General features: G+C 40.9%; 16 protein-coding genes. 9 read left to right on the top strand and 7 right to left on the bottom strand.

From position 1 onward, the window contains the following. Window position 1: 1 nt before the first annotated feature. The 3 genes from CWB60_RS12485 to CWB60_RS12475 all read right to left on the bottom strand — a co-directional run bounded on the left by CWB60_RS12485 (window position 2) and on the right by CWB60_RS12475 (window position 1982). Window positions 2-475 carry a pilin gene (locus CWB60_RS12485; protein ID WP_004586002.1) on the bottom strand — a complete coding sequence of 158 codons (474 nt, stop codon included), beginning with the start codon at window positions 473-475 and terminating at the stop codon, window positions 2-4. After that, window positions 472-1296 (bottom strand): hypothetical protein, encoded by an 825-nt coding sequence (locus CWB60_RS12480; protein ID WP_138577363.1) that lies wholly within the window; start codon window positions 1294-1296, stop codon window positions 472-474. Before CWB60_RS12480 ends, CWB60_RS12485 begins: the two co-directional genes overlap by 4 nt. Before the next feature lie 71 nt (window positions 1297-1367). After that, window positions 1368-1982 (bottom strand): PQ-loop domain-containing transporter, encoded by a 615-nt coding sequence (locus tag CWB60_RS12475; protein WP_138577361.1) that lies wholly within the window; start codon window positions 1980-1982, stop codon window positions 1368-1370. Between the two features lie 364 nt (window positions 1983-2346). On the opposite strand from CWB60_RS12475, the gene CWB60_RS12470 reads away from it, so the two are divergent. Continuing rightward, window positions 2347-3480: a PepSY-associated TM helix domain-containing protein gene (locus tag CWB60_RS12470; RefSeq protein ID WP_138577359.1), complete on the top strand. Its 1134-nt coding sequence runs from the start codon at window positions 2347-2349 to the stop codon at window positions 3478-3480. 48 nt (window positions 3481-3528) lie between these two features. Continuing rightward, window positions 3529-4674 (top strand): tetratricopeptide repeat protein, encoded by a 1146-nt coding sequence (locus CWB60_RS12465; protein ID WP_138577357.1) that lies wholly within the window; start codon window positions 3529-3531, stop codon window positions 4672-4674. Between the two features lie 84 nt (window positions 4675-4758). Here the strand turns inward: CWB60_RS12465 and CWB60_RS12460 are convergent, their stop codons facing one another. The 4 genes from CWB60_RS12460 to CWB60_RS12445 form a co-directional block, all read right to left on the bottom strand. Then, window positions 4759-7578, bottom strand: a complete 2820-nt coding sequence (locus CWB60_RS12460; RefSeq protein WP_138577355.1) for a TolB family protein — start codon at window positions 7576-7578, stop codon at window positions 4759-4761. A 206-nt stretch (window positions 7579-7784) separates the two neighbouring features. After that, window positions 7785-9329: a PH domain-containing protein gene (locus CWB60_RS12455; protein WP_138577353.1), complete on the bottom strand. Its 1545-nt coding sequence runs from the start codon at window positions 9327-9329 to the stop codon at window positions 7785-7787. After that, window positions 9322-9855, bottom strand: a complete 534-nt coding sequence (locus tag CWB60_RS12450) for a PH domain-containing protein (RefSeq protein WP_055255437.1) — start codon at window positions 9853-9855, stop codon at window positions 9322-9324. Before CWB60_RS12450 ends, CWB60_RS12455 begins: the two co-directional genes overlap by 8 nt. Window positions 9856-9876: 21 nt before the next feature. Continuing rightward, window positions 9877-10737: a D-hexose-6-phosphate mutarotase gene (locus CWB60_RS12445; protein ID WP_138577351.1), complete on the bottom strand. Its 861-nt coding sequence runs from the start codon at window positions 10735-10737 to the stop codon at window positions 9877-9879. A 543-nt stretch (window positions 10738-11280) separates the two neighbouring features. On the opposite strand from CWB60_RS12445, the gene CWB60_RS12440 reads away from it, so the two are divergent. From CWB60_RS12440 to CWB60_RS12410, 7 genes are all read left to right on the top strand, one after another. Then, window positions 11281-11763, top strand: coding sequence for a MarR family winged helix-turn-helix transcriptional regulator (locus tag CWB60_RS12440; protein WP_004586011.1), 483 nt, complete (start codon window positions 11281-11283; stop codon window positions 11761-11763). Window positions 11764-11865: 102 nt separating this feature from the next. Further along, the gene (locus tag CWB60_RS12435; RefSeq protein WP_024033996.1) at window positions 11866-13185 is read left to right on the top strand and encodes a porin family protein; all 1320 of its coding nucleotides are present in this window, start codon (window positions 11866-11868) and stop codon (window positions 13183-13185) included. 128 nt (window positions 13186-13313) lie between these two features. Continuing rightward, complete coding sequence (locus CWB60_RS12430; RefSeq protein ID WP_024033997.1) at window positions 13314-13712, top strand: YbaN family protein; 399 nt, start codon at window positions 13314-13316, stop codon at window positions 13710-13712. Window positions 13713-13834: 122 nt separating this feature from the next. Continuing rightward, entirely contained in the window at window positions 13835-14467 is a 633-nt protein-coding gene (locus CWB60_RS12425; RefSeq protein ID WP_004586014.1) for a PepSY-associated TM helix domain-containing protein, read from the top strand. Continuing rightward, window positions 14467-14976 (top strand): DUF2271 domain-containing protein, encoded by a 510-nt coding sequence (locus CWB60_RS12420; protein ID WP_054983579.1) that lies wholly within the window; start codon window positions 14467-14469, stop codon window positions 14974-14976. The genes CWB60_RS12425 and CWB60_RS12420 overlap by 1 nt, the downstream gene beginning before the upstream one ends. A gap of 34 nt (window positions 14977-15010) precedes the next feature. Then, window positions 15011-15856, top strand: a complete 846-nt coding sequence (locus CWB60_RS12415) for a DUF4198 domain-containing protein (protein WP_138577349.1) — start codon at window positions 15011-15013, stop codon at window positions 15854-15856. Window positions 15857-16136: 280 nt separating this feature from the next. Next, window positions 16137-18665, top strand: coding sequence for a TonB-dependent receptor plug domain-containing protein (locus tag CWB60_RS12410; RefSeq protein WP_054983880.1), 2529 nt, complete (start codon window positions 16137-16139; stop codon window positions 18663-18665). Window positions 18666-18857 lie beyond the last annotated feature (192 nt).

Here is an 18857-nt window from a genome sequence, read left to right as displayed (position 1 = left end):
GTTATAAACAAGCCGAAGGTAATACATCTTTAGGTACTGTCGTTTTATTTTCACCCACAGCTTGCATCCCTACAACAGGTTCATCAAAACCACATAACCATGCAATAGGACTTGTGGGGCTATTAGTAACGACTGCGGGTCTAAAAGTTAAAACTGTATTTTGCAAAGGCTGCGAGGCTTTATTCCCCAAGCTAATGTTAATTGCACCGTTTTCTATGGAAATACCTGTCACTCGATTTCCTATTAAATATTTACTTTCAGGCACGTTTGCTTGTTTATTATTTTTAGGAAACTCTCTGTTTTCAATGTAATACGTAGTTACGTCTTCTCTAATTACTGCGGCCATAGCAAGCGGATCAACAAGTTCAGCTTTTTGCATATATTTACTGTATTGAGGTAAAGCAACGGCCGCCAAAATACCAATAATAGAAATTACGACCATCAATTCAATTAGCGTAAATCCTTTTGACTTCATAACACTTCTCCTAGCATAAAAATTGGTTGATAAGCCGCTTTCACAAATAAGTAAATTGACACAACAATGACTAATCCATACAGAATAACTAGCTTATTTATAAAGCCTTTAGCCTGCAAATTAAATTGTTCCAGCAGCTGCTCAAGTAACACTTTAAACTCTTCATGAGTTTCGTAGCCTAACGAATCACACTTAGCCAAATGTTTAGTTTCGACTATTGCGGCGTTTTCATCCTCTTTGAAATTTACCGCAAAGTTAAGCGTTGTCATTAGGCGATCGTATTTCTTAATTAAACTGCGGGGAAGTAAAGCTTTTGATAAACCAATAAAAGGCTGCGAGTCGGTTAAAGCGCATGCATTTTTAATTTTAAAAATTACTATAAAAATAATGCTTTGCAGTAAAACCAATAGAATAATTGGCACATACCAATAAGAAAAGTAATCACCTAAGGTGTGCGCGGAAGAAGCCATATGATTGCTATATATCTCTACAAATGTAGGAACAACAAAAGACTGATATAAAAGCGAAGAAAAAACATAAATAAAAAAAACAGCAGTTAAATAGCTAAAAATGCCTTTGTGCTCAAATTTATACCCGCTAACTAGCTGCGGTACACATTGATAATGCAGGGCTTGTTTTTGCAAAATACCTGCATCTTGCAGGGCAAATTTTGCTGCAAGGCAATTGGCTAATTTACTGTCTGCGTATTTATTAGCATAAACGGCTAAATACGATTGTGTGGTTAGCTCTTCTTTTTGTGCGGCACTTAATGTTTTAGAACTATAGACACGGCAAATGTAGCCAAACTGATTCCAATTCATACTTTATCCTTTTATTTGATAAAGTAACTTGCCACATATTTAGCACAATATAAATAGAAGACGATTGTTTTTTAAGCCATTGCGGGGCGCATTTTATAATATTGCATACATGCAAATTGCACGGCATTTGTAAGTAGTAGCATAACAAACATTAAAATATGCGAGGTGCTGGGCATAGCACTGCTTAGCTCTACAAATAAGCCACAGGTACCTGCTACAAACTGCAAGCTAAAGTAGCGGGCGCTTAAATTGCTAATATTGCCACTGCGTAAGGTTTTATACGTTTGCGGCATAACCCGCACTGAGCTCATTACCAGCCCTACGTATGTAAGGGCGTTGAGCACCGATGATGTTTCTAGGCTTTTATTTAACAGCAATAAAAAAGGTAATAACGAAAAGCCAAGCATAGCCAAAAGCTGTATACGTTCAGCTTTTGCGGCGTTATAGCGTGCAAAGTAATATAAAATTAAACCACTTAGCGCTCCAGTTACAAAAAATGGTAAAGCAATAAAGTAGCGTTCAAAATAAATATTGTAAGTAATAAAGTAGAGGCTTTGTGCTAAACCAAAGGTCATCATTAATAGTGATAACCCCGACACACTGCGATTCTTTCTAATTTTGCTCAATAGCGGTAAAAAGCTAAAAACTAAAATAAAAGCCGACAAAATAGGTAGATAGTGCGCCAAAACAACCTCGCTCGTTACTTAAATGTTAATATAAAACCCGCCTGAAACAATAAATAAACATATGTTTTTAAAAGGGTTTTAAAGTGAGCGCGCATTGTAATGATGAATACATTTTACTCAACAAATTAGCGTAAACCTATATTAGGCACTGGCAAGATAGCTGTACAAAAAGCGTTACTTTAAGTGAACACCAGAGCCTCTTTGCATTTAAAAGTTACCAACCTTACACCACAGCTTAAACACATTTTACTCTAGAGATCGGCTCGCTCTAAAACAATTATTGTGCATTCATCGCACAACTATGAAATAGAACTGATAATTGTTATCATACGCAGGTCCGTGGCAATTACACAAAAAATAAACTATGAGAAAAACACTTTTTAAAATTCACAGCTGGGTAGCCCTTATAGCGCTTATTCCGCTGCTTGTTATCAGTATAACTGGTAGCGTTTTGGTATTTAAAAGCGAGATTGACGGCTTACTAATGCCAGACAGTCACTTTGTTGTACAACAACAAGCCAACCGCTTACCTATTGATACACTTATAACAAAAACTCAAAAAACCTACCCTGAGTATGTTGTTGGTAGCTGGGAAATATTTAACGATGATACTGCTGATCGGGTTTATTTAATTAAACGCGGTACAGAGGACTGGTATAAATTTCATTTAGATCAATACACGGGCAATATTTTATCGGAGCCAGTAGGCACTAGCCATTACTTTACCGACTGGTTTTTAGACTTACATTACACCTTTTTACTTAACGATTTAAAAAGCTTACCAGGGCAAACTGGCACTGTTTTAGGGTTCTTTTTTGCGGTGTTTTTTTTAGTACTGAGTATTACAGGTCTTATTATTTATCGTAAGTTTTGGCAGCGTTTATTTAGCGTACGCTGGCGCGCCACACTGCAAATAGTGCTTAGCGACATTCATAAAATGACCGGCGTAATTGGCTCGCCAATTATTATAATTTTAGCCATCACCGGCGGCTACTTTAACGGCGCGGTGTGGTATCACGAAGTAATTGAACACGCAGAAGAAGAGCACTTTGTATTAACTAAAAATTTATACAATGAAGAGATTTCTTTTCAGCACGTACTTGATGACAGCCAAAAGCAAATACCCACCTTTAATGGTACGTTTTTAGTAATGCCGCTTGAGCCAGACGAAAACATAACGTTATTTGGTGAGGTTGATACCAGCAACCCGCTTGCCAGTGAATATGCCAATACCGTGACTTACAATAAGCTAACGGGCGAGCATATGGCTAACTGGGACATTCGCGAAGTGGGTGTAGGTTGGCAAGTAATTGATAGCTTTAGAAAACTACACTTTGGCTATTTTGCAGGGCTCATTAGTAAAATAATTTGGTGTGTTATTGGTTTAAGCCCTGTTTGGCTTGGCGGTACTGGCTTTTATTTATGGTTTACTCGCCGTAAGCGTAAAAAACAGTCTCAAAAAAACCGCTTAAGTAAACACCGCACTGTAAGTGCTTGATTAAAAAATCACCTCACTGTAATGTTAAAAATCACAGTGAGGTGATATATGAAATATTTAGTTTTTACACTTAGTTTATTGCTAGCTGCTTGCAGTAGTACCCCGCCTGAAGCGCCAATTAAAAAAGTACAACTTACCCATATAATAAATCACTCGCTTTTCGAGCAGGTTAAAACACCTAGCGAGCACAGTATTTTTGAGCTGTCGGAGCCTGAAAAAAGCGCGTTTTTAACCTACGCACACTCGCGTCTAAACAATGTACGCGCTGATGAAATTATTTTTAATTACCTGCAAAACCAGCTCACCAACTTTAAGTATGACGGCGCCACCCTCACAGCCCAACAAGCGATTGAACGCTCAGAAGGTAACTGCATTAGTTTAGCCATACTTACGCAAAGCTATGCGCAGCTTTTAAATCTCGAAACCAGCTTTCAAGAAATGACGAGCGAACCTGTGTATGCCAAAGAAGGCAATGTAATTTATGTTGCTAACCACTTTAGAACGAAAATTTACGCCCCAAAAAAAGAAACAGATGAAGATATTATTGTAATAATTCGCGCAGGCACGTTAATTGATTACTTCCCCACCCGCGGCAGCTTTTATTCAGGCAGCGCTACGTATAACGATTTACTCTCTAATTTTTATAGCAACTTAGCGGCCACGGCACTAGCCGAAAACAACCTTAATAAGGCTTACTCTTTAATTATGCAAGCCAACCGCTTTACGCCAAACGATGCAGAGCTGTTTAATATAGCCGGCGTGCTGCACCGCCGTGCAGGCGATTTAAAAAGCGCTCACATGATTTACCAAACCGCGCTTGATAGAAACGATATAAGTATAAATTTAATTAATAACTATCGAATATTAGCAAAAGAGTTGGGAGATAAAACACTAGAAAAACGCCTAACAAGCCAGCTTGTTGATAAAGAAAAAGATCCCTACGAGCTACTCGTTATTGCTAAAAATAACTTACATCAGGGCAAGGTCACTCAAGCTAAAAAACAACTTGAACTCGCCATTGCAAAAGCCCCTTATATATCGGAGCTCTATTTAGAGCTGGCTAAAATTCGCTACCAACAAGGTAATACAGCGCAAACACAAAGCTTGCTTGAAAAAGCCATCCAGTATGAGCGCAATAAAGAAAGGCTAAACGTATATCAAGCTAAGCTTGCGTCGCTAAACAAGCACAATTAACCATAGGTATTTTAAATTAGTTTAAACGCGGCTTTTGCTAATGCACTTATTACACAAGTGCATTAGCGTGTTATAGCAATTTACTTAAAGCGAGTAGTAAAAGCTAAACCAGCCGCGCATTTCATCCTCAAAGCTATCGCCTTCTACGCGGGATAATCCCATATTAAAGGTTAAATCGTTCACACCGACTGGGCCTAATCCAAAGCTAAAATTGCCTTGATACTTTAAACCATAACTTTGTGCGTATACCGCATCATCTACCTGATGCTGTTTGTAATAAAGCCACGGCATGCCTTCTTTAAAGCTAAAACCACCGCCATAACCCATGTAGCGCTCAGCAGTTGTGCTATAAAATGGCAGCTCTGATGAAAGCACAAACTCACTATTTTGATGCTCGCTAATTAGGTTTGAGCTAAATCCGCCTAGCGCTAAGCTGCTATCATCGCGCTGCTTTTGAGTAAAATTAATATAAAGCGGCACATCAAACGCTTTACCAAATAATTTGGCCGCTAAATCATAGCCATCCCAATTATTGTTTTTACTGCTGCCATCGTAATACTGGGCATTAACACTTTGCCCTATAGCAAATGCTTGGCGGTCGTACTGCCAGCTTTGTGTAATGCCTATGCGTGCCCATTTATTATAGTCTTGTTTATAATCGGTATAGTTATAAGCCAGCTCTGGCGTTATGCTAAACGCCGCGTATTTAATCGGGTAACTTAAGACTGCAAAACCACCTCGTGCAGATACTTCTGCATTTTCGCTCGCTTGGTATTGTTTTGCGGTATTTAAATCATAATTAAATACACTCAATTTAAGCTTAACTGGCAGTGCATTATATTTTGCCTGAGCGTATCCACCGTGCAAAGCATCATCATTTAAATCAACACTATAGCCCGCTTGAAGGTCTAACTGTTTAAGTAAGTCACTACTTTTAATATTTATATTTAAAGTACTTGAAGCGGCCGAGTAATACTGTGCGCCTAGCGCTAGGCTCGCATGCTGATCAAGCACATCGTAGCTGCTTTGTTTACCTACATTTTCGCTATATATTTTTGCTTTAGGCAAAGTGTATTGATCAACCAAAAGCAGTGGCGCGCTATTATCAAGTGCTAAATCAGTGATTACTTCACCCTCTAGCGTACTCGGTAGTTGCTTTACATTAGGCCCATCAGCAGTAATAGATAAATAAAGTAATGCCCCTTCGTTTGTTTCTAGCGGGTGGGCAACGGCTTCTTGGCCCTGGGTAAGTTTAGTTAATGTGCTATTTACAATATGGTAGCTATAAATATCAGTTGAGCCTTTTAATCCGGCTACAAAGTAAATTTTTTCTCCGTTTTTACTAAAGCTGGGTTGGCTTAAGTATTGATACCCGTTTGGCATAGGCACGGCTTGGCGAGTATTATTGGCAATATCTTGTATATACAATTGCCAATTCTCATTCAAATTGGCTGATACATAAGCTAGCTGGGTTCCATCAGGGCTAAAAGTTGGGTAGTCGTAAGCTGTTTTTAAGCTTTTAGTAAATAAAGAGGTAATGGTTTGCGTTGTTAAGTCTACTTTTACTAATTCTGAGTAGCCACCACGTACTTGCTCGGCGTAAAGGGTTTCTCCATTGTTTGTAACACTAAAGCGGCGTAAGCCAGCAAGTTTAGTTAACTGCTCAACTTTTCCGGTTTCGATGTTATAACTAAAAATATCAGACACTTTGTTATAAACACCCGTCTCTTCACGTGTATAAGCATTAAAGTAAAGTGTACTGTTATTTACCCATTGTGGATTAGCAATTCCCGCTCTGTTTATTTGATTTAATACGTGCTTTTTCTCACGTTTAAATACACTCGGGGCGTTATCGGGTATATCCAATGCATCGTTTTCTAATAGCGCTTTTTGTGCTTTTGTAAATTCATCTTCAGCTTTAGTATTATCCTGCGTGCTATAAATAATAAGCTTGGTTTTTTTATCTTTATCGCGCTCAACAATCGCAAGTTTACTGCCATCTTTTGAAAGCGCAGGGTTGCTTGCATATAAGTTAAGCTTTAACCACAGCTCGCTGTTAAGCGCAGGCTCTGACTGCTCTTTTGCCATCGCTTTATAGGTATATTGTGCAATAAAGCGGCCATATAACTTAGCCGCACTTTGGCCAAATATCCCAGTAAAGGCCTCGTTAAAATCGCGCTTTTTAACTGCCTGCATACGTGTCCAAACGGCATCGAGCATTTGCGCTGAATAAGTTTGCTCTAGCCAATTTAAAAACCGGCTGCCCATTAAATACGCCATAGAGCCAGCCATAAAACCGCCCTCTGTATCGCTTAGCTGGCTATAGCTAGGCAATGCCCCCTGCTGGGCAAACTCAATTAGCATTGACTCAGTGTAGTTATCAAATAGTCGCCCTCGGCCCGTCATTTTTGACTCAAGTAAGGTTGCATAACCTTCGGCTACCCAGCGCGGCATATCACTGTAAGTTAAGTCGTAAATATCCCACACACCCCGTATTTTTTGCTGCCACGTGTTGCGTGTTGGCTGCGCTAAATGCACTAAGTGAATATATTCGTGCAATATCAGTAATTGCTGCCAGCCACTAATGTTAGAAACCACCGTATCTGATTGTGGGGGCGTGGTAAAAAGGGCCATTAAAGGATTATTAGAAGTAGGTAAAGCAAAGCCGTTGGGCGCATTTAGGGGATCAAACACCACCACATCAACTACTTTATCGAGCGCTCGGTTTTGCTGCTCAAGCACTTTACTGCGTACTATTTCAAGTTCGACCGCTGTCGATTTAGCATAATCGGCGTTTTCGGTGCTGTAATGCACATTAAAGTGCTCGGTATGAATAGTTTGCCAATCAGCAGCTAAGGTAGGTGTGGCTAATAACAAAGAGGCAGCGATGAGTGATTTTTTCATAATAATCCTTTAAATGATTGATACCACTTAGAGTATTATTAAACCAACTAATGTTGCAGTAAAAAAATGTAACAAAGCTTATGAAAGTGTATAATTTATAAGCTTTTAAATTAAGCAATGCCTTGTTTTACATGAAAGATTAATAACGCCGTTAACGCTTTATTTGGCAACCTAAAAAGGCTAAATATGTAAGTCGATTGGTATAATTACATCCAATTACGCTGCGTTGACTCCGCCTGATAAAGAGTAAAATCAATTATATAATCAGCATCTTGCTGCTTTATATAGGGCATAAAGGCAAACCCTGATGCAAGTTGTATATACAGGCTTTTAAGCCCTGCGCGGCGCATAAAGTAGGTACTAATACTGCGTGCACTTTGTGCTTTATACAGTTCAAACACACGGTAATGCACACCTATCATACCTTTGCGTACCACCATGTAAAAACGGCCGTTGTCTTCATGCAAATAATAGCCATAACGCTGATAAGTAAGCGTTACTAATCCCGCTAAAATAAGTAATACTCCCAAGCTAAGCCAGGCATTAAAGTCGCCTAAATAACAACCTAACAGCACAATAGCGCTTGGAATTAAGGCATAAAAGCTCAAGTTTTTATAAAGTAAGGCACGTTCTGCGCCGTTAAACTGCAATTTTTTGCTATTAAACCACGGGTAAATCCATTGGCAAACGCTATCTACTTGCTCGCTATTTAAAACGGGTAACACTAAGGTTTGTTTATTTTTTTTAGCAGCCACACCCGCCGCTATACCGCCGCTACTTGCCTGTAAGCACTCAACGGTAAAACGCTTTAGTAACCGCCCCATTAGGTTTTGTTTTATAACTATAGATTGCACTTTATCCATGCTCATAGACAACTGATGGCGCTCTAATAAGCCGGCAATACGTTTAAATTTTTGGCCTTTAAAGTAAAGCTCAAAGTTATAAAAACGAATAAGCGACATACCTACCGACAACATCACAGCCGTTAAAACAAGCAAAGCAATAAGCGTTATCAGGGCAAAGGTTGCAGCACTTGCCAGTAAACCAAGCTCTTGCTGATAAAACCCCTCTACCTTAGCAATAATTTGCTGCTCTAAAAAATCTACCAACACATTTATAAAAGGCGCAATAGCGGCCATTGCTAATATAGCCATATTAGACATTAAGCCAAATTTAGCGATTTCTTTATTACTGATACGTAAGCTATTTTCTGCTTCAAAATGCTCGCTTGAGGGTGTTTGCTCGTCGGGTTGCTGCTGCGCCTTAAAGGCAAAAATTTGTTTACGCATTTGCTGTGCATAGGCTTTAGTAACACCTGGCAATACCGCCTCTTGGGTTACGCTGCCTGCGGCATCAAAAATACAATTAACCAAATTAACGGGCGTAAAATAAAAGGGCTCAGCAATATTAACGTTTTGCACGCGCGAAAATTTTAGCGTTAGGCGCTCTTTTTTAAACACCCCTTTGTTAAGCAAAATTTCGTGATCGTCGCTAATGCAAAACTTAAAATTTATGTAATATAAAATTGAATATATTAGCAGTGTCACTATCGCAATAGCACCTGCAACTTGCGCCCAAAACAGCTTGTTTTCTACTTGTGTTACAAACACCACAAGCATAGGCAGCAGGTTTAAAAGCCCGTCTTTTACAAAGCGCACACTAAAATACACCACAAAATACAACACCGCCCAAGGCGATACTTTTTGCCAATGTAGTGAGCTACTTTGCTCCTCGCTAATGGTATTACTCATTTGCTAATTCAACCTGCGCGGGTGTGCCGTCTTGGCGATAATTTTGTACAAATTGGCGTATGTTTTTGCACTGCTCGTGGGTTAAGCCACTTATTTGTAAATCAGCACTGACCCCGCCGGCACTAAATAACTTTAAACTGGCTAACTTTAGTTTTCGCTCAATGGGGCCTTGGTGAATTTCCATATGCTGTACGCGCGCGAGGGGCAAAATAGTTATTTGCTGCCAAATAACCCCTTTTTTAAACGCAATATCGTGATTGCGCAGCGCAAAGCCCTGCAGCTTAATACTCAGGGCGTTATAAAGCATTGAAATCAATATTAAAATAGGCACGCCTATCAGCAAGTAGGTTTGTGCTTTGTTAGCAAACGCTTCGTTAAAGTAACAAACAGCAAACAGTACCGCGCAAAAAGGAATGTAAAACGCCAGCCAATTAAGTTGCACGTGCAGTAACGCTTTATCGGCCAAGGGGTTGAGCTGTATTTCGCTATGCTTTGGTAAATCCATTACTTGCTGATTATCAAACACGATTTTAAGTACCTTTCCTATTTACTGACTGTTAGCCCAGCTGATTGTAGTAACTAACGTATGGCTTTGTTTAGGCTCAAGTGTCACGTTATCTTCTAACACATTAGCGGCTTCTAAACACACCATGCTCAGGTATTCATCGTCAGCAAAATTAGATAAACGCTTAGATTTTTCTATCCATGGGTTCCACAGCACACACGAGCTTGAGTTCTCGCGGCTTACATTAATAATCCCATCTGGGGTGTGAATGTGTTGCTGCTTAGCGGCCTGGGTATAAACCATATCGGTTTCGCGGGTAAACTCCACTGGCGCATTTTGCGCAAACGGCCCTTCACCAAACTCAATATATTGCGCGCCTTGTAAACCTTCTACATGGGTGTGATTTATATCTGAGGTAGGAAAATAGCTGTGCAAAGCCTGCGTATAGCTAAAAGGGCTATTACTTAAATTAGTGGTTGTTAAACGCACCTGTAATTGCTCGCTCAAAACAAACTCAACCTTTAACGCCGATTGGTGCGGCCAATACGTTGGGTTAACTAACTTCATGGGTAAGTTTAAGCTAATTGTAATGTGCTCATCATCTTCATGCACAGCATCAGCTTGCCATAAACTGGTACGTGCAAAGCCGTGTGCTGGCCAATCTTGGTTTTCATGATTACCAAACCAAGGCCAACAAATAGGAATACCACCGCGAATGCTCACCCCTTCTTGAAACGACTCGTTTTTAGAGATCCAAATAAGTGGCTTGTTATTTTTTGGGATGAACTCGGTAATTTGCCCGCCTTGCAAAAATATTTTTGCATCACACTTTGAGCTCGCAACTTTTATAAACTCTAGGCCGGTTTCGCTTTGTTCAATGCTAACTGATGGCGATAATTTCATGTTTTTCCCTACAATGCTGATATTAAAGATTTTTAACATGTGCATATAAACAATAATGCATGTGCAAAGTATACGCTATACTCACTAGGGCGTGTTGACCTTTGTAGATTGAAATTTGTTCATTGGCGATTAATACATACACAGCTAACTTACAAACAATTACCAATTAATAACAGCTGTTATAAATAACACTAATGCGTATAAATAATGGCCATGCTTTAGGGCAGTAAAACCGCGGCTAAGCTTAGGCAAACGCATGTTAAATTTATTAAGGTATTAATGCAGGTGGGTATAATACTAAAGTCTAAACCATAAGACTTGCCAATTATTCACAACATACGTAGTGTGCGCACCACAATGCAAACAATATGCTAATAACATTTAATAAGTTTTAAACAAAATTATACTATTTTAGTTTCTGCTCAAACTAATAAAAACCAATAAACATGGGCTCAAGCTTAATTTATTATTTGAATTCAATTTATTTGATGTGTAACATTTCGCGATTACGGCACACCTTTGGCCCATCGACGAGATAAGCAAATGCAAAAATATGACGAATTATTAGTTTCTTTACGTAAAGTAATCCGCGCGATTGACTTACATTCTAAGCAGCTAAATAAAACATCAGGTTTAACAGGCCCACAATTGCTTATAATGCAAGAAGTAGCGCACACCGATGGAATAACAGCAAGCCGTATCGCTCAGAATGTTAACTTAAGCCCGGCTACTGTAACTAATATTCTTGATAGAATAGAAAGCAGAAACCTTGTAACACGCGTTCGTAGTCAAATGGATAAACGCCGAGTGAGCTTATACCTCACCGAGCAAGGGAAAGAGTTACTAGAAAAAGCACCTCAGCCACTGCAAGAACACTTTATTGAAAAGTTTTCTGCACTTGCAGAGTGGGAGCAAAGTTTATTGCTTTCATCTATGCAACGCGTTGCAGCAATGATGGATGCTGATAAGTTAGACGCATCACCTCTGTTAGAGGTAGGCGCGTTAACTCAAACACCAAATAAATAAAAAAAATAAAAAATAAATTTAAATTAGTTCTTACATCATTCGTAAGGGGCTTTTGGGCACCTTGAATTTTTTTATTTTTTAATCAAAACCTGAGCATCAACAATGACTAAACTCTCAAAATTAACGCTAGCACTAATGCTTGGCGGTGCAGCAAGCACTGCTCATGCAGCCGATCTCGACACACTGCAAAGCCAATTAAAGCAGCTTAAGCAACAAATGCAGTTGCTTGAACAGCAGCTTGCTGATGAAAAATCAAAGCAAAGCCAAATCAACAAGCAACACGAACAACAAGTTGCCGAGATCAGTAAAAAGGCCGACAACAAAGAAGTTGTTGTTGCCGCCGCTGCGCCTGAACAAGAAGATGAAGGCATTAAAATTGGCGGTGCCGTACGTTTTAACTACAGCACAAACACCTACGATGAAGACACGCAAGACCGTGGCGGCGATTTAGACTTTGAAGTATTTCGCCTTAACTTATCGGGTGAAATTAGCGATATTTCTGTAAATGGTGATTTTCGTTTTTACGATTACATGACCATTGTTAAGTATGCATACTTAGGTTACGAATTTACAGATGGCTGGGAAGCGCAAGCCGGTATTGCACCTGTACCGTTTGGTAACGGCCCATACAACTCACACAGCTACTTTTTTAGCACCAACTACTACGTTGGCCTAGAAGATGACTTTGATTTAGGTGTAACAGTAAACCGTAAACTTAAAGACAACTGGAAACTAGACCTCGGCTTTTTCAAAAATGATGAAGTAGGCGGCGTTGATGGCAGCTCAGAAGTTAACGAACGTTACTCTTACGATATTGTTGGTAGCCGTGCAACAACCGAAGGCACCTACGACGCACCAGGTTCACGCCTTGGTGAGTACAATACTTTTGCTGGTCGTACAGTGTATCAAATTGAGCACAGTGAAAACGCTAAAACCGATATTGGCGTATCACTACTAAGCGGTGGTTTACACGACGGTAACGACCGTGCAGGTAACTACGGCGCGTGGGCGTTTCATGTAAATAGCCAAATTAATAACTGGAATATTCAATTTCAGCACGGCGAGTACGACTACGACCTAGACGACAACAGCAACCGCTTTGTAGTTGGCGCGTTTGATTACTACGATACCGTATCAAGCGAAGCAACCATGACCAACTTTAACGTAGCTTACGACCTATCGCTTGATTGGGGCCCAGTAACAGGCGTTCAATTTTACAACGATTACGGCATTATTTACGACAAGTCTGACGACAGCCCAGATACGTGGATGAACGTTACAGGCATGAGCGTATCGGCCGGTGCATTATTTACTTACTTTGACTTTATTCAAGCACGTAACCAGCCATTTATTGGTGGCTCTGTTGCAGGTGATGGCGACACAGAACGTCGCTTTAACATCAACGTAGGTTACTACTTCTAAATAAGTAAAACATATTTAGTATTTTAAAAGGGCAGACTTAGTTTGCCCTTTTTTGCGTTTATAGGGTTCGATTTTATAACTATTTGGCCTACAATCCTAACTAACAGCCATTACTTAAAAGAGCCTAAGTGAATATAAAAGCAGTATTTATTTGTTATAAAAACTTATGGCTTAAAGCACTTGGGTTATTGTTAGTGGCTCTTGGCATTATTGGTATTGTGCTGCCGGTTATGCCTACCACCATTTTTTTTATTCTTGCGCTTACCTGCTTTACTCGCTCATCACCGGCGCTTGAACACTGGCTACTTAACCACCCTCGCTACGGCGTTACCTTACAACAATGGCAAGCGCATAAAGTAGTGCCTGTAAAAGCAAAATGCTACGCCGCGATTGGTATGCTTATTGGTTTTGTATTTTTGCTTTACTCAAACGCCCCTGTTTGGGTTATTTACCTTGTTGGCGTAATTGAAATAGCCGTTATGATTTACCTAATTTTAAGGCCCTCGCACCCACCAAGTGCTAAATAACCGCCCTTTTTTGCATGCACACACCGTTTAGCCAAAAATTTAATGTAAAGTTAAGTAAGTAAATTTGTAATAGTTAATGCAAATGATTATCATGTTCTAAATTTAATTTAATTACTGTTTTTATGGCGTTTATTAATAAGCGGGCTTTGTACAGCACAAGCCGTGCGCTCCATATTTATATTTCTACAGCTTTGTTTTTTTTGCTTATTTTATTTTGCGTTAGCGGCATTGTACTTAACCATGTTGATTGGCTTAAAAACGACAAAAGCAACGGCCAAGTAAGTACCGCTATTCCTCAAGCGTTAATGGCTAAAGCAAATACTCAACTAGATACATTACCCACCCTCTACCCAGACATAGAAGCGTTTTTTGCCGAGCAATACGCGCTCACTAAAGTTAAAAGCATTGAGTGGGAAAAAGAAGACGCGCTGGTTATGCTCGACTACCCACTACCGGCAGGTTTTGCTTACGCAGAGCTTGATTTTACAACCGGTGAGCTAAACCTAGATTACCAAACCGGTGGCTTTTTAAGCCTGATTGGCGATTTACACAAAGGCCGCCACAGTGGCGCCGTGTGGAGCTGGGTTATTGATATTTCAGCGGTATTGATGATTATTTTTTCAATCACCGGGATGATTATTTTATTTCAAAACAGAAAAAAACGCTTAGCAGGAATATGGATAACCGTTTTAGGCATAGCAACGCCTTTGGTTATTTATTTATGTTGGGTGCCACAAATTAAAGGAGTGTCTTAATGTTAAAAGTAAGTACGGTACTAAGTGCAGCACTATTAATGGTTGCCGCATTATTTCAAACAACTGCGCAGGCACAAACGCCACAGCTAGAGATTGAATTAACCCTACCCGATCTTGATGTACAACCTTACCACCGCCCATACGTAGCTGTTTGGCTAGAAACGCCAAAGCGTAAACACGTAACGACGCTTGCGCTATGGGTTCAAAAAGCAGAATGGTTTAAAGATCTGCGCCAATGGTGGCGTAAAGCAGGTAAAACCGACATTAACTTTGACGGCATAAGCGGCGCCACTAAGCGTGCAGGTACTTACACCATTAACTGGCAAGGTAAAGATTTAGACGGCAATGCCGTAAAGCCTGGCAAATACCTTTTAAACATTGAGGTTGTGCGCGAAGAAGGCGGCCGTGATTACAGCCGCGTAGAGCTTGATTTATCGCAAGCTGGCAAAGTGACCATTGAAGGTAAAAAAGAATTTTCGACAAGTTTTGTAACCGTAAGCACTAAGTAGCTGCTACTTAATCATTTGAATTTAAGGAAATACAATGAAAATTAATTTATTAAAAACGGCTTTAATTGGCGCACTTAGCTTATCGGCGCTGGTATCTACATCGGCAAGTGCACATGGGCGCTGGTTATTACCTTCGCACACGTCATTATCTGGCGACAAAGCGCACTACGTAATGATTGATGCGAGTATTTCTAACGAAATATTTGCACCCGACAAAGCCTTTAAGCCAAAAGAAAAAGGCGCAGAGTACGACGACACACTACTTATGGCCCTTGCACCAAACGGCGAAGAAGTATCTGAGACCATTCGTGCTTATTACCTAAAGCGTAAAAGCTCAGCGGCGGTAAGCCTAAAAGAAGAAGGTACTTACCACATTGCCATGACGCAAAAGCCAATGTACATGACCTTCTACAAAAACGAAGAAGGTAAGCGCAAGCGCGTATTTGGTAAAAAATCAGAAGCTAAATTACCAAGCAATGCAAAAGATGTAACCACAACTAAAGTTATATCTACAGTAGATACATTTGTAAGCCGTAACGGTACTTCTAAGCCTGCACAACTTGGCTTAGGCCTTGAGCTTAGCGGCCCAACGCATCCAAACGATTTATTTGTTGGCGAGCAAGCGCGTTTTCGGTTACTACAAGATGGCAAGCCAGCGGGCGAAGGCATTGAAGTAAGCATTTTAAAAGGCGATACACGCTACCGTAACGAACGTGGGGAAATAAAAGTAACAACCGATAAAAACGGCATGTTTAGCACAACCTGGAAAGAGCCAGGCCTATACCTAATCGAAACCTCTAACAAAGTTAAAGTAAACGAAGAAGGCGTAGATGCCGGTCGTTATGCTCTATTCACGACGTTAGAAGTAGCACCTGAATAATTTTTTGCGTAATTTATAAAATAAATAAAGGCCAAGCACTCGCGTGGCCTTTTTACTTTTTAATAACTTTTACTCACACTCCCCTTGAATTCGCAACCATTCGACACAAGATTGCAACTCGAGCGATCTAAACGTCTATAGCGGGCGTAAACTGTCATTTTAGTTGTTAACAACTTAGAATAACTTAGACAGTTTTTATCTTTGCACACAGGTAGTGCCTTCTATATTATGCGCTCCTTTGAAAAATCAATAGTCAGCAGCCCTTAAGGGAATCAACATCATGTTAAAGCAATTATCAGCCAAAAAAGTAGCACTTAGCCTGGCCGTTACCTCTGCGCTTGGCGCGTCTTATTCTCCTGCATTTGCTGCAGAACAAGACACTCAAGCACAAGAAAGTATTGAAGTGATTTCGGTTACCGGTACCCGCAGAAGCCTACGCAGTATTGCCGAAAGTACCGTACCTGTAGATATTATTACCAGCGGTGATATGCAAAGCACGGGTCAGCTAGAAATTAGCCAAATACTGGCCAACCAAGTACCTAGCTTTAACTACCCAAGCGCCACCATGGGTGATGGTACAGACCACGCTAAACCTGCTGTATTACGTGGTTTAGCACCCGATCACACCCTAGTGCTTATTAATGGCAAACGCCGCCACGCTGGCGCGCTATTAAACTTAGCGGGTGTTGTTGGCCGTGGTTCTACCGCTGTTGACTTAAACATGATCCCAACATCAGCCATTAAACGCGTAGAAGTACTACGTGATGGCGCAGCAGCGCAGTACGGCTCAGACGCCATTGCCGGTGTAATTAACATTGTACTTAAAGATGCCTCAGAAGGCGGCAGCGTAAGCGTAACCTACGGCGAGTACGACACCCAAATGGCTGGCGTACCTCAGCTAGAAAGCACCTACGCAGATGCCGATGGCAACCTTGCCTTTAATACCGGTGCCGACCGCGAAGTAAACGACGGCGCAAGCCGTACAATTAGCGCAAACTCTGGTTTTGAGCTTTTAGATAACGGCTTTGTAAACGTATCAATTGAGTATCGCGATAACGACTCTACTCAGCGCTCAGGCTTTGACCCGCGCGAGCAATACGACCGCCTAGAAGATGGCAGCCTAGACCCACGCGAATTTACTATCGACCGTTACAACCACCGCTTTGGTAAAGCAGAGCTTGAAGACTACGCACTGTTTTACAACATGGGTTACGACTTTGATAACGGCTATAACCTGTACTCGTTTGGTAGCTACTCAAAACGCGAAGGTAACTCAGGTGGTTTTTACCGCCGTGCAAAAGACAGCCGCAACGTGTTAGAAGTGTATCCAGACGGCTTTTTACCGCAAATTGAAACCGACGTACAAGATTACTCATTTGCCCTAGGCCTGCAAGGCGAAACTGGCGAATGGACCTGGGATGTAAGTACCAACTACGGCCGTAACGACTTTGGCTTTGGGGTTGTAAATAGTATAAATACATCACTAGGTGCCGACAGCCCAACCGAATTTGACAACGGTGCATTGGTTTACGATCAGTTTTTAGTAAACGCTACGGCAAATACAGTGCTAGATTTTGGCTTGCCAGATGACGTATTTTTTACTGTAGGTGCAGAGTACCGCCACGAAAGCTACAAAATTGAGCAAGGCGAAGAAGCCTCTTACATTACCGCTTTAGATAGCGATGGCAATCCAATTGCTGCCGGTGGCGCACAAGTATTAGCTGGTTTTGGCCCAGAAAGCGTAACCGACGAAAGCCGCCATAACGTAGCTGTATTTGTTGAGTTTGATACTTACCTAACAGAAGACTGGAACCTTGTTTTAGCGGGTCGCTACGAAGATTACACCGACTTTGGCGATACGTTTACATCAAAGCTTGCGTCGCGTTACAGCATTAACGAAAACCTATCATTGCGTGGCGCAATTAGCACAGGTTTCCGTGCACCATCACTTGCGCAAAGCTCATACCGCCAAATCTCTACCGTACTTGAGAACAACCAACCGTTTGAAGTAGGTTTATTCCCTACTGATTCAGCGGCAGCGCAAGCGCTAGGTGCTGAACAACTAGATGCCGAAGAATCAGTCAACGTAACGGCTGGCTTTATGTACACACAAGGCAGCTTTAGCCTAACTGTAGATGCCTACCGCATTGATATTGATGACCGTATTGTATTGTCTGAAAACCTAGAGGGCGATGCTGTAGTAGAAATACTGCAAAATGCCGGCGAGCTAAACACTGAAAGCGTACGTTACTTTACTAACGCTATCGACTCGCGCACGCAAGGTGTTGATATTGTTGCTACCTACAACTTAGATTTAAGCGATTTAGGTGACTTACGCTTAAACGTAGCGGCTAACTTTAACGATACCGAAGTAACGCACGTAGACGACAACCCAAGCGAGCTAAACTCACTAGGCGATGACTACGTGGTATTTGCACGCCGCGAAGTAGGCCGCTTTGAAGAAGGCACGCCAGATAGCAAATGGAACCTATCAGCAGTGTGGAACTTTAACGAATGGCAAACCACTCTTCGTGCAACGCGCTACGGTGAAGTGGCTGATATTTCTACCACGGCCGATCGCGATGAGTACATTGACCCTAAATGGATCACCGACCTAGAAGTTGCCTACCGCCCAGACGAATACTGGAAGTTTGCAGTAGGTGCAAACAACTTGTTCGATCAGTACCCGCAAGCAACGGTAGATAACATTGGTTACTCTGACTTTGGCCAAATATTCCCGTACACGCCATATGCACCGTACGGATTAGACGGGCGTTTCCTATACGGTAATATTACTTACAGCTTTTAATAAATAACCTAAAAGCAAACACTTAAAAAGGATGCCATGTGCATCCTTTTTTAATTACTTCTTAGTGTATTTAACCACTTATTAGTAAATCCACTTTTCATAAACGCACCTCATCACAATAAAATCAACAACTTACAGTTGGTCTCGTTTTTGCTCTACTATGCTTATACAAAACATGCATAAATAACAAAC

The organism is Pseudoalteromonas sp. S327 (assembly GCF_005886415.1).
In the GTDB taxonomy this organism is placed as follows: Bacteria; Pseudomonadota; Gammaproteobacteria; order Enterobacterales; family Alteromonadaceae; genus Pseudoalteromonas; species Pseudoalteromonas atlantica.
The sequence above is the reverse complement of the archived record's forward strand: the minus strand, read 5'-3'. Positions and strand labels throughout refer to the sequence as shown.